Consider the following 11,688-nt stretch of genomic DNA (forward strand, 5'->3'; position numbering starts at 1 on the left):
TTGCGCCCGCCTTTGAGTGCTTACTGACTGACAGTCAGTTTGCCGACCATACCGGCCTGATAATGGCCAGGGATGTTGCAGGCAAACTCAAGCCCCGTAGCCTTGCTGAAGGTCCAGGTCAACTCAGCGGTTTTACCCGGTTCGACCAGCACACTGTTCGGGTCGTCATGCTTCATGCCATGGCCCATCGCCGCGTGATCCATACCCGCCATGTCGTGGGACATTTCCTTGATGGCGGTAGGCGTGAGCATCCCGCTCTGCTGCATCTGCAACATTTCCTTCTGGTGACTGGCATGCATCGCCGCGTCACCGAGGTTGAATTCGTGCAGTAACTGGCCTTTATTCACCAGCACAAAGCGAACGGTCTCACCGGCCTCGACCTTGATAGCCTTCGGTTCGAACGACATATCGCCCATCACCACTTCAATACTGCGGGTGGCTTTGCTTGCCGCGGCCGGTTGACCGAAATCGTAGGTGTGCCCTGGCGCGGCCGACAATGGCGCGCTCAATGCCAATAAACAGGCGGTCAACACCAGGGATTTACGCAAAAACATGGTCGTACTCCAACAAGATAAGGTTCAGCTTGTGGGAAACTCTAACCGGCCTGCGCTGGCATCTACCTGACAGGCAGATTACAACTTTGTCAGGTTGGCGGATGCCGCCTGCTGTCACGGTATAAAGCTTTCGTTGCTACACACCGAATCACATTGAATCAGCCCGAGTCGCCCATGAAACTGTTGATCGTCGAAGACCAAGCGAAAACCGGCCAATACCTGCGTCAGGGCCTGACCGAGGCCGGCTTCAACACCGAACTGGTGGCCGACGGCGACAGCGGTCAGCAACTGGCCTTGAGCGGTGATTACGCATTGCTGATCCTCGACGTGATGCTGCCCGGGCGCAATGGCTGGCAGATCCTGCAAGCAGTGCGCAGTGCTGGCCTGGATACGCCGGTACTTTTTCTGACGGCCAAAGATGCGGTGGAGGACAGAGTCCACGGCCTGGAGCTCGGCGCCGACGATTACCTGGTCAAACCGTTCGCCTTCTCCGAACTGCTGGCCCGGGTGCGTAGCCTGTTGCGTCGGGGCAGTGCCACACCGCAGGAAACCAGCCTGCAATTGGCCGATCTGCGCCTGGACCTGATCCGCCGCCGAGTCGAACGCCAGGGCCAGCGCATCGACCTGACCGCCAAGGAATTCGCCCTGCTGGAAATGCTTCTGCGCCGCCAGGGGGAAGTGCTGCCCAAATCGCTGATCGCCTCGCAGGTCTGGGACATGAATTTCGACAGCGACACCAACGTCATCGAAGTGGCGATCCGGCGCCTGCGCCTGAAGGTCGACGACGAATTCCCCAACAAACTGATCCACACCGTGCGCGGCATGGGTTATGTACTTGAAGAGCGCCCAGCCTGATGCGCCGGTTGTCGTTGAGTTCACGCCTGGCCTTGTTGTTTGCTGCCTGCACCGCTGTGGTCTCACTGTTTGCCGGGGTGCTGTTCAACCGCGCCAGTGAGGCGCATTTCATTGAGCTCGACCAGCAATTGCTCGACGGCAAACTGATCGGTCTGCGCCGCGCCTTGCAGGATGTTCAGGCCGGTGAAAGTGAGGCGCGACTCGCGGATGAACTCAGCCGTCAGGCCGATCTGTCGTTGCGCATCACGGGCGGTGACGGAAAACGCTGGTACGACAGCTCGATCAAGGTGCCAGACGTCTTGCCGGAACAACCCGGCCTGTCGACCGTGAGCAATAATGGCACCGATTACCGAGTGCTGAATGCCCCGCTCTACCCGGATAAACCCGATTCGCCACAATTGACGCTGTTGCTGGACATCACCCATCACCAGCACTTTCTGCAACGCATGCAGCATCTGATCTGGCTGACCGTGGGGCTTTCAGCGCTGGCTACCGCGTTGCTCGGTGCCTGGGCCGCGCGCAGCGGCTTGCGACCACTGCGGCGCATGAGTGCGGTGGCGCGTGGGATTTCGGCGCAATCGCTGAATGCCCGACTGTCGGAAGCGCAAATGCCTCCAGAGCTCGCGGAAATGGCCCACAGCTTCAACGCCATGCTCGCTCGCCTCGACGACTCGTTTCAGCGTCTCTCGGCGTTTTCGGCCGACATCGCCCATGAACTGCGCACGCCACTGTCAAACCTGCTGACCCACACCCAGGTCACCCTCACCCGCCCGCGGCCGATCGAGGATTACCGCGAAGCGCTGCACAGCAACCTCGAAGAACTGCAGTGGATGGCGCAACTGGTCAATGACATGTTGTATCTGGCCAAGGCTGATCACGGTTTGCTGATACCCAAGCGTGAACCACTGGCGTTGGCGGATGAGGCGGATGCGCTGCTGGAGTTTTTTGCGCCACTGGCCGAGGACTGCGCAGTGACGTTGAGCCGTGGAGGCACTGCGCAAATCGAAGGTGACCGCAGTATGTTGCGCCGAGCGCTGTCGAATCTGCTGGATAACGCGCTGCGATTTACACCCGCCTCGGGGGAGGTTCGCTTGGTGATCCAGGACCTGCCGAATGCTGTGCGTGTATCGGTCGAGAACACCGGGGACGGGATTTCAGCGGAACTGTTGCCGCGATTGTTTGATCGTTTCTATCGGGCCGATCCGGCGCGGCAGGAAGGTAGCAGCGAACATGCGGGCTTGGGATTGGCGATTACTCAATCGATCGTTCGGGCCCATGGCGGGACGATTCATTGCGAATCGGATCGGGGTTGGACGCGGTTTGTGATTGAGTTGCGTAAAGAAGATTGAAACTGTAGGAGCTGCGGCACGCTGCGATCTTTTGATCTTAAAGATCAAGATCAAAAGATCGCAGCGTGCCGCAGCTCCTACAGTATTTCGCGTCAGTGCTTACGAATATCTAAGCGCATGCGCCGGCTCGATCTTCGCCGCCCGCCACGCCGGATACAGCGTCGCCAAAAAGCTCAAGACAAACCCGGCGGAGCAGATCAGCAGCACGTCACCACCCTGCAATTCAGACGGCAGATTGCTGACGAAATACACATCGGAGCTGAAGATGTGCTGCCCGCTCACTCGCTCGAACCAGCCGACCAGCTCACTGACATTCAGCGCCGCGATCACGCCCAGCACACCACCGATCAGCGTGCCGACAATGCCGATCACCGTGCCCTGCACCATGAAGATCGCCATGATCTGCCGGGGCGTGGCGCCGATGGTGCGCAGGATCGCAATGTCCGCGCCCTTGTCGTTCACCACCATGATCAATGTGGCGATGATGTTGAACGCCGCCACCGCGACGATCATCAACAGCAACAGGCCGATCATGGTTTTTTCCATCTTCATGGCGCTGAACAGACTGCCCTGAGTGTGGGTCCAGTCGTCCGCCTTGAAATCGGCGCCAAGACCGGCGGCGATGTCTGAAGACACTTTCGGCGCGGCGTACAAGTCTTTGACTGCCAGACGCACGCTCTGCACCTGATTCGGCTCCCAGTGCTGCATGGTCGCGGCATCGGCGACGTGGATCAGGCCCATCGAGCCGTCCAGCTCGGCACCTACCTTGAACACGCCGACCACGTTGAGTCGCTGCATGCGTGGGGTAATGCCGCCCGGCGCGGTGCTGACTTCCGGCACGATCAGGGTAATTTTGTCGCCGACATTCAGGCGGAAACGGCGAGCGGTGATTTCACCGATGACCACGCCGAACTCCCCCGGCTTCAGCGCGTCGAGACGGCCCTGCACGATGTGCTGGGCGACGATCGACACTTTGCCTTCCTGGGCCGGATCGACGCCGCTGATCTGGATAGGCTGCATCAACCCCTTGTAGGAGAGCATGCCTTCCATCTCGGTGAACGGCACGGCGGCGGTCACTTCGGGATTTTTCATGGCCGCGGCGGCTACCGGCTGCCAGTCGTCAATCGGCTTCACGCCAACGATGGTCGCGTGCGGCACCATGCCGAGGATGCGCGAGCTCATCTCACGCTGGAAGCCGTTCATCACCGACAACACCACGATCATCGCCAGCACGCCGAGGGCGAGGCCGATCATCGAGGTCATCGAAATGAACGAAACGAAGCGATTGCGGCGCTTGGCGCGGGTATAGCGCGTGCCGATAAAGATCGATAACGGTCTGAACATTCGCTGGGGCACCGTATAAAAATAAAAGACCCGACGCCTTTTCAGACGTCGGGTTTCAGCCAATCAGATGGGCGTCAGGCAGCCATTTTGCAAATGCAGAACGCGATCCATCTGGCGAGCCAGGTTCATGTCGTGAGTCACCACCAGGAACGCCGTGCGCATCGAGGTGCTGAGTTCCAGCATCAAATCCTGGATGCCCTGGGCGGTGTGGGAGTCGAGGTTGCCGGTCGGCTCATCGAGCATTACCAGCCCCGGCTTGTTCACCAGTGCCCGGGCAATTGCCACACGCTGGCGTTCACCGCCGGACAGCTCAGAGGGTTTGTGTTCCAGGCGATGGCCCAGCCCCACTCGCTCCAGCAACGCAGTGGCACGCTGACGCGCCTCCGGGATCGACGTCTTGCCGATCAGCAGCGGCATGCAGACGTTTTCCAGTGCGGTGAATTCCGGCAGCAAGTGGTGGAACTGGTAGACGAAGCCCAGCGAACGGTTACGCAGCAGACCGCGTTTCTTCTCGCTCAGCGCCGACAATTCTTCGCCATCGAGCCAGACACTGCCCTTTGTTGGCGTGTCGAGGCCGCCCAGCAGGTTGAGCAAAGTACTTTTGCCCGAGCCCGAGGTGCCGACAATCGCCACACGCTCGCCCGGATTCAACTCCAGTTGCAGACCGGCCAGCACTTCTACCGATTCCGGGCCTTCCTCGTAGGATTTGCCCAGGTTGCGGCAGCTCAAGATTGCTTTTTCACTCATGCCCGACTCACTCATAACGTAGCGCCTCCGCCGGCTGGGTGCGCGCGGCACGCCAGGCGGGATACAGGGTGGCGAGGAAACTCAAAACCAATGCAGCGGCGCAGACCATGACCACGTCCTGGCTCTGCACCTGCGACGGAAGATAATCAATGAAATACACGTCAGCATTAAGGAACTTGTGCCCGAGCAGCCCTTCGAGGGCCGAGATCGCAGCGCTGACGTTGAGCGCGGCGAGAATCCCGAGCACCGCGCCGATCGCTGTGCCGACCACGCCAATGACCGTGCCTTGCACCATGAATGTGCGCATGATCGTCCCCGGCGTGGCGCCGAGGGTGCGCAGAATGGCGATGTCGCCCTTCTTGTCGTTCACCACCATCACCAGCGTGGAAATGATGTTGAACGCCGCCACCGCAACGATCAGCAGCAACAGCAGACCGATCATGGCTTTTTCCATGCGGATCGCCTGATACAGATTGCCGTGTGTGCGGGTCCAGTCACGGGCGTAGAAACGGTCTTCGCCAAGTTGCTGGGCGATGTTCCATGCCTCACGCGGTGCCTGAAACAAGTCGTCGAACTTCAGACGCAGGCCCTGCACCTGATCAGGCTTCCAGCGATGCATTTTCGCCAGATCCTGCAGATTGGTGACGCCCAGATAACCGTCGAGCTCGCCGGCGCCGACATGGAAAATGCCGACCACGGTGAAGCGCTTCATGCGCGGGAACATCCCGGCCGGGGTCACGCTGACCTCCGGGGCGACGAAGGTGACCTTGTCACCCAGACCCACGCCGAGCTTGGTCGCGGCCTTGTCGCCGATGACGATGCCGAAGCTGCCCGGCGTCAGGTCGTCGAGTTTGCCCTGCTTCATGAAGTTGTCGATGATCGAGACATTGCGTTCAAGCGCAGGGTCAATGGCGTTGAGCAACACCTTGGAGACTTGGCCGTTATTGGTCAGCAGGCCCTGCATCTGGGTGAACGGCGCGACGGCGGCCACCTGCGGGTTCTGCTTGACCTTGGTGGCCAGGCTTTGCCAATCGTTGATCGGATCAGTGGATTCAATGGTCGCGTGGGGGACCATGCCCAGCACGCGGGTGCGCATCTCATGATCGAAGCCATTCATCACCGAGAGCACCACGATCATCACGACTACGCCAAGGGCGAGCCCGATCATCGAAGTCAGGGAAATGAATGACACAAAATGATTGCGACGCTTTGCACGGGTATAACGCGTGCCGATAAATACGAAGAGAGGTCTGAACATGTCGGGGCTTGTTCGGAGGGAAAAGGAACGTCCTTGTGGCGGGGGTCGATAACCAGCTTTACACTCAGACCACCGCCGCTACCATGGGTTCGCCATGTCGACATTAGATGAAGAAGATCGCCGCGAATACTACCGTATCGAGGACACGATCGCACTGGAAATTCGGCCCCTGTCCGCTCCCGAAGCCGCAGGCCAGGAAGTGTTGCAGGATGCTTCCCCTCTATTCAACCTGCTCAGCGAACTGCACCTGAGCGAATTCGAGTCGCAGCACCTGTTGCGCCAGATCAGCGAACGCGATCGGGCCATCGCCGCGTTCCTGAAATCCCAGAACAAGCGCATCGACTTGCTCAGCCAGGTGGTCGCCCTCACCGTGCTCGGCCAGATCGGCGATCCGCAACCGGTGATCATTTCCGAGGGCGGCATCGACTTCCAGCACCCGACGCCCATCGCCACGGGGGCACACCTGTCGATCAAGCTGGTGCTGATGCCCCAGGCGCTCGGCCTGTTGCTGCGTGCCCGCGTCACCCATTGCGACCGCAAGGGTGAGGGTTATGACGTCGGCACCGAGTTCGAACACTTGACCGATGCCCAGCGCCAGTTGCTTGCCCGCTATATCTTGCAGAAGCAGGCCCAGGAACGTCGTCTGGCCCGCGAACAAAACGAATCAGGCATTTAAATTAAGGAAGAACCGTGACCCTCATCTACGGCCACCGCGGCGCCAAGGGCGAAGCACCGGAAAACACCCTGACCAGTTTTCAGGAATGTCTCAAGCACGGCGTGCGCCGCTGCGAACTGGATCTGCACCTGTCAAAGGACGGCGAGCTGATGGTCATCCACGACCCGACCCTCAAGCGCACCACCGACCGTCGCGGCAAGGTCGTCGAGCAGACTGCCGCCGATCTGGTGACGTTTGACGCGCGCAAGGGCGGCCCGGGCTGGATCAAGCCGTGCCCGATTCCGACGCTGGAAGAGTTGTTCGAGAAGTGCGATTTCGAGCACTGGCAGCTTGAAGTCAAAAGCGCTTCACGCACTCGCGCTGCCACCACCGTGTTGGCAATTCGGGAAATGGCGCAACGCCACGGCTTGCTCGACAAGGTGACCATCACCTCGAGCTCGCGGGAAGTGTTGAAGGCGGCGCTGGATCTGGTGCCGGACGTGTCGCGCGGTCTGGTCGCCGAATACGCCTGGCTCGACCCGTTGAAGGTCGCGCAAAGCTACGGCTGCGAGATTCTGGCGTTGAACTGGACGCTGTGTACGCCTGAGCGCCTGCAAAAAGCGCAGCGTCAGGGCCTGCATGTGTCGGTGTGGACCGTCAACGAGCCTGCGCTGATGCGCAGACTCGCCGACTTCGGCGTTGACAGCCTGATTACAGACTTTCCCGGTTTGGCCACTGCCACCCTCGAGAATTGCTGAAATCGGTCTCCCCGGCCGGCTCAGGCCACCGGCCGGAGCCCGTCAAAAAAGCCGGTTGAGGCCGTCGTACGCCGCTACCCGATAGGCTTCAGCCATGGTCGGGTAGTTGAACGTAGTGTTGACGAAGTACTTCAGCGTGTTCAGCTCGCCCGGCTGGCTCATGATCGCCTGACCGATGTGAACGATCTCCGACGCCTGATAACCGAAGCAGTGAACGCCCAGTACTTCCAGGGTTTCACGGTGGAACAGGATCTTCAGCATGCCTTGCGGTTCGCCGGCAATCTGCGCTCGCGCCATGCTCTTGAAGAATGCCTTGCCGACTTCGTACGGCACTTTGGCCTGAGTCAGCTCCTGCTCGTTCTTGCCGATCGAGCTGATCTCCGGAATGGTGTAGATGCCGGTCGGCACGTCGTTGACGAAGCGCCAGCTATTGTTATCAACAATGCTGCCAGCGGCCGAACGGCCCTGGTCGTGAGCAGCACTGGCCAGGCTCGGCCAGCCGATCACGTCGCCCGCGCCGTAGATGTTCGGCACGCAGGTGCGGTAAGCCTCATCGACTTCGATCTGGCCACGGCTGTTGACCTTGACGCCGATGTTTTCCAGACCCAACTGATCGGTGTTGCCAGTACGACCGTTGCACCAGAGCAAGGCGTCGGCCTTGATCTTCTTGCCGGACTTCAGATGCAGGATCACGCCGTTGTCGACGCCTTCAACGCGATCGTAATCTTCGTTGTGGCGCACGGTGATGTTGTTGTTGCTGAAGTGGTAGCTCAACGCCTGGGAGATTTCCGAGTCGAGGAAGCTCAGCAACTGACCGCGGTTATCCACCAGTTCAACCAGCACGCCCAGACCACTGAAGATCGACGCGTATTCGCAACCGATCACGCCGGCGCCGTAAACGATCAGTTTGCGCGGGGTGTGGCCGAGGCTGAGGATGGTGTCGCTATCGTAAATACGCGGGTGGTGGAAATCGATGTCCGCCGGGCGATACGGGCGTGAACCGGTGGCGATGATGATGTGCTTGGCCACCAGTTTCTCGACCACGCCATTGGCGCAGACCACTTCGATGGTTTGCTCGTCGGCGAAGCTGCCGGTGCCGAAGAACACGTCGACACGGTTACGGGCGTAGTAGCCAGTACGCGAGGCGACTTGTTTGGAAATGACTTTCTCGGCGCTTTTCAACACGTCCGGGAAGGAGAACCAGCGCGGCTCGCCGATGGCCCGGAACATAGGGTTGGTGTTGAACTGCATGATCTGCCGCACCGAGTGACGCAGTGCCTTGGACGGGATGGTGCCGAGGTGGGTGCAGTTGCCGCCGACCTGGCGACGGCTGTCGACCATCGCGACCTTGCGCCCTGCTTTGGCGGCGTTCATTGCCGCGCCTTCTCCCGCCGGGCCGGAACCCAGCACCACCACGTCGTAGTTGTAGACAGCCATGCGTACTCCTCAGAACAGGCCGCGGTGCCAGCAGCACCGGCGGCTAAATCACGCCGAACGGCGGCGTGAAGGAACAATTGGGGGTCAGTAAAGAACCCGGACACAGTCTATAGAAGCGTCAACGCCGCGCACATTAACCCTTGGTCGCGTCGTAGGCTACTTTTGCCTGCACTACAACGCCAGCTTTCGTATTGTTCTCAGTCAATTTTTTGCGCCAGCGAGTCGATCGAAAGCCTTGCTGGTGCGGATGACAAAACCTGTATCGGCACGAATGACAAAGAATGCACCAATGTCATGTTTTTCGGCATAGGCCCACGCCCTTTCAGGCCCGAGAATCAGCAACAGCGTCGATAGTCCATCGGCCATCAACGCTGAAGGATGAATGACCGTGACCGACGCCAGGTCGTGTAGGACGGGCGCGCCACTGCGTGCATCGAAGGTGTGGGAATAACGCCGACCGTCCTGCAGGAAATAGTTGCGGTAGTCACCCGAAGTGGAGACGCCGTAGCCGTCGACATTAATGATGCGCTCGGCGACCTGCTGATCATCGCGAGGCGCTTCCAACGCGATGCGCCATGGCGAACCGTCGAGTTTTTTGCCCTTGGCCTTCAGTTCGCCTGTGGCTTCAACGAGGTAATCGTCGATACCCATGGCCTCGAGCCGGGTGGCAATCGTGTCGACGGCATAACCGGCGGCGATGCTGTTGAAGTCGACTTCGACGGCGGCGTCCTTGCACAACTGCTCGCCATCGATGCGCAGATGCTGGTGACCGACCCTGCGCAACACTTCAGCCAACGCAGCGGCGCCCGGGACCTTTTCTTCGCGACCTTGCGGGCCGAAACCCCACAGATTCAGCAGCGGCTCCACGGTCAGGTCGTAGGAACCTTCGCTTTGCTCTGACAGCTGTTCGCCCACGCGGACCAATTCGAGGATAGGCGCGGGCATTCTCTGACACGTATTGGCGGGCAATGCGTTGAAGCGCTCGATGTCCGAGTCACTGCGATACGTGGACATTTGCCGCTCGATTTCACCGAGGATGCCCTCCACTTCGCTGCGCAATCGCGTGGCATCCGCCTGACCTGCATGGCGCACGTACTTGATCGAATACGTGCTGCCCATGGTCGCGCCGCCAAAGTTTTCAAGGCTGTCGCCGTTGCCGCAGCCGGACAAAACAGCGACCAGCACCACAAGCCCTCTGCACCGTCCAGTTAACAAATCTTCATCTCCCTGCAAAACCGCGGCGGCCATTATGGACTACAGAGCGCGCTCGCTCCGAAACGGATGCAACGCCTTCATACAAATTCAATAGTGAGTATCTGCAAATGTCCTCGACCACGGGCAACGGCAAAGCGATTTTTCGCGTTGTCAGCGGCAATTTCCTCGAAATGTTCGACTTCATGGTCTACGGCTTCTACGCCACGGCCATCGCCAAAACCTTCTTCCCGGCCGACAGCGCCTTTGCATCCCTGATGCTGTCGCTGGCCACGTTCGGCGCCGGCTTCCTGATGCGTCCATTGGGGGCGATTTTCCTCGGCGCCTACATCGACCGCCATGGCCGGCGCAAAGGCCTGATCATTACCTTGGCGATGATGGCCGCCGGCACCGTGCTGATTGCCTGCGTCCCCGGCTATGCAACGCTTGGCGTGGCAGCACCGTTGCTGGTGCTGTTTGGTCGCCTGTTGCAGGGTTTCTCCGCTGGCGTCGAATTGGGCGGCGTGTCGGTCTACCTGGCCGAAATCTCCACCCCCGGCCGCAAGGGCTTTTTCGTCAGTTGGCAATCTGCCAGCCAGCAGGCTGCCGTGGTATTCGCCGGCCTGCTCGGTGTCGGTCTCAATCACTGGCTGAGCCCGGAGGAGATGGGAGAATGGGGCTGGCGCGTACCGTTTCTGATCGGCTGCATGATCGTACCGGTGATCTTCGTCATCCGTCGTTCGCTGGAGGAAACCCCGGAATTCCAGGCGCGCAAACATCGCCCTACCCTGCGCGAAATCGTCCGTTCAATCGGTCAGAACTTTGGCATTGTCATCGCCGGCATGGCGCTGGTGGTGATGACCACCGTGTCGTTCTACCTGATCACCGCCTACACCCCGACGTTCGGCAAATCCGAACTGCATCTGTCGGATCTGGACGCCTTGCTGGTGACGGTCTGTATCGGCCTGTCGAACTTCTTCTGGTTGCCGGTGATGGGTGCGGTGTCCGACAAGATCGGACGCAAACCCCTACTGCTCGCGGCGACAATTCTGGCGATTCTGACGGCTTATCCGGCGCTGTCGTGGCTGGTGGCCAATCCGAGTTTCAGCCATCTGCTCATCGTCGAACTGTGGTTGTCGTTCCTGTATGGCTCTTATAACGGTGCGATGGTGGTGGCGCTCACGGAGATCATGCCGGTGGAAGTGCGTACGACCGGATTCTCGCTGGCCTACAGCCTGGCGACGGCAACGTTCGGTGGTTTTACGCCAGCAGCGTGCACTTATCTCATTCATGTGCTGGGTAACAAAGCTGCGCCGGGGCTCTGGCTCACGGGTGCGGCGGTGCTGGGGTTGATTGCGACGCTGGTGCTGTTTCGTGGCAACAGGCATGAGCTGCGTACTGCGCAAGCGGCTGTGGTCGGCGGCGCCTGACAGGACGCCATCGCTGGCAAGCCAGCTCCCACAGGGGTTTCGGGTGTGAATGCGATTGTGCAACCTCCCAAGAAACCTGTGGGAGCTGGCTTGCCAGCGATGAGGCCGGT

General features: G+C 60.0%; 11 protein-coding genes. 5 read left to right on the forward strand and 6 right to left on the reverse strand.

Annotated elements, in window-relative coordinates; genetic code table 11:
* Positions 1-20 precede the first annotated feature (20 nt).
* Positions 21-554: a copper-resistant cuproprotein CopI gene (copI, locus tag ACA061_RS17915; RefSeq protein ID WP_497299775.1), complete on the reverse strand. Its 534-nt coding sequence runs from the start codon at positions 552-554 to the stop codon at positions 21-23.
* A 174-nt stretch (positions 555-728) separates the two neighbouring features.
* Between copI and ACA061_RS17920 the strand changes: the two genes are divergently transcribed.
* Positions 729-1,409 (forward strand): heavy metal response regulator transcription factor, encoded by a 681-nt coding sequence (locus ACA061_RS17920; protein WP_150598069.1) that lies wholly within the window; start codon positions 729-731, stop codon positions 1,407-1,409.
* Positions 1,409-2,758, forward strand: a complete 1,350-nt coding sequence (locus ACA061_RS17925; RefSeq protein ID WP_497299776.1) for a heavy metal sensor histidine kinase — start codon at positions 1,409-1,411, stop codon at positions 2,756-2,758. Before ACA061_RS17920 ends, ACA061_RS17925 begins: the two co-directional genes overlap by 1 nt.
* Positions 2,759-2,857: 99 nt before the next feature.
* Here ACA061_RS17925 and ACA061_RS17930 read toward each other — a convergent pair whose 3' ends face one another.
* The 3 genes from ACA061_RS17930 to ACA061_RS17940 all read right to left on the reverse strand — a co-directional run bounded on the left by ACA061_RS17930 (position 2,858) and on the right by ACA061_RS17940 (position 6,107).
* A complete protein-coding gene (locus ACA061_RS17930; protein WP_497299777.1) occupies positions 2,858-4,102 on the reverse strand; it encodes a lipoprotein-releasing ABC transporter permease subunit in 1,245 nt (414 codons plus the stop codon).
* 63 nt (positions 4,103-4,165) lie between these two features.
* Positions 4,166-4,849, reverse strand: a complete 684-nt coding sequence (gene lolD, locus ACA061_RS17935) for a lipoprotein-releasing ABC transporter ATP-binding protein LolD (RefSeq protein ID WP_191626485.1) — start codon at positions 4,847-4,849, stop codon at positions 4,166-4,168.
* Positions 4,850-4,856: 7 nt separating this feature from the next.
* A complete protein-coding gene (locus tag ACA061_RS17940; protein WP_150604496.1) occupies positions 4,857-6,107 on the reverse strand; it encodes a lipoprotein-releasing ABC transporter permease subunit in 1,251 nt (416 codons plus the stop codon).
* A 94-nt stretch (positions 6,108-6,201) separates the two neighbouring features.
* Between ACA061_RS17940 and ACA061_RS17945 the strand changes: the two genes are divergently transcribed.
* Together ACA061_RS17945 and ACA061_RS17950 are read left to right on the forward strand one after the other, a co-directional pair.
* Positions 6,202-6,783: a PilZ domain-containing protein gene (locus ACA061_RS17945; RefSeq protein WP_210553171.1), complete on the forward strand. Its 582-nt coding sequence runs from the start codon at positions 6,202-6,204 to the stop codon at positions 6,781-6,783.
* A 14-nt stretch (positions 6,784-6,797) separates the two neighbouring features.
* Positions 6,798-7,520, forward strand: coding sequence for a glycerophosphodiester phosphodiesterase (locus ACA061_RS17950; protein ID WP_042560155.1), 723 nt, complete (start codon positions 6,798-6,800; stop codon positions 7,518-7,520).
* A 42-nt stretch (positions 7,521-7,562) separates the two neighbouring features.
* Here the strand turns inward: ACA061_RS17950 and sthA are convergent, their stop codons facing one another.
* Together sthA and ACA061_RS17960 are read right to left on the reverse strand one after the other, a co-directional pair.
* A complete protein-coding gene (gene sthA / locus ACA061_RS17955; RefSeq protein WP_007907752.1) occupies positions 7,563-8,957 on the reverse strand; it encodes a Si-specific NAD(P)(+) transhydrogenase in 1,395 nt (464 codons plus the stop codon).
* A gap of 201 nt (positions 8,958-9,158) precedes the next feature.
* Complete coding sequence (locus tag ACA061_RS17960; protein WP_497299778.1) at positions 9,159-10,205, reverse strand: FAD:protein FMN transferase; 1,047 nt, start codon at positions 10,203-10,205, stop codon at positions 9,159-9,161.
* Positions 10,206-10,279: 74 nt separating this feature from the next.
* On the opposite strand from ACA061_RS17960, the gene ACA061_RS17965 reads away from it, so the two are divergent.
* Positions 10,280-11,578 carry an MFS transporter gene (locus ACA061_RS17965; protein WP_210553173.1) on the forward strand — a complete coding sequence of 433 codons (1,299 nt, stop codon included), beginning with the start codon at positions 10,280-10,282 and terminating at the stop codon, positions 11,576-11,578.
* Positions 11,579-11,688: the final 110 nt, after the last annotated feature.

This window comes from Pseudomonas sp. LBUM1668 (genome assembly GCF_059695715.1).

Excerpts from the sequence above, each read along its gene's own strand:
- copI (WP_497299775.1), bottom strand. The coding sequence starts at position 554 with ATGTTTTTGCGTAAATCCCTGGTGTTGACCGCCTGTTTATTGGCATTG.
- ACA061_RS17920 (WP_150598069.1), top strand. The coding sequence starts at position 729 with ATGAAACTGTTGATCGTCGAAGACCAAGCGAAAACCGGCCAATACCTG.
- ACA061_RS17925 (WP_497299776.1), top strand. The coding sequence starts at position 1,409 with ATGCGCCGGTTGTCGTTGAGTTCACGCCTGGCCTTGTTGTTTGCTGCC.
- ACA061_RS17930 (WP_497299777.1), bottom strand. The coding sequence starts at position 4,102 with ATGTTCAGACCGTTATCGATCTTTATCGGCACGCGCTATACCCGCGCC.
- lolD (WP_191626485.1), bottom strand. The coding sequence starts at position 4,849 with ATGAGTGAAAAAGCAATCTTGAGCTGCCGCAACCTGGGCAAATCCTAC.
- ACA061_RS17940 (WP_150604496.1), bottom strand. The coding sequence starts at position 6,107 with ATGTTCAGACCTCTCTTCGTATTTATCGGCACGCGTTATACCCGTGCA.
- ACA061_RS17945 (WP_210553171.1), top strand. The coding sequence starts at position 6,202 with ATGTCGACATTAGATGAAGAAGATCGCCGCGAATACTACCGTATCGAG.
- sthA (WP_007907752.1), bottom strand. The coding sequence starts at position 8,957 with ATGGCTGTCTACAACTACGACGTGGTGGTGCTGGGTTCCGGCCCGGCG.
- ACA061_RS17960 (WP_497299778.1), bottom strand. The coding sequence starts at position 10,205 with ATGGCCGCCGCGGTTTTGCAGGGAGATGAAGATTTGTTAACTGGACGG.
- ACA061_RS17965 (WP_210553173.1), top strand. The coding sequence starts at position 10,280 with ATGTCCTCGACCACGGGCAACGGCAAAGCGATTTTTCGCGTTGTCAGC.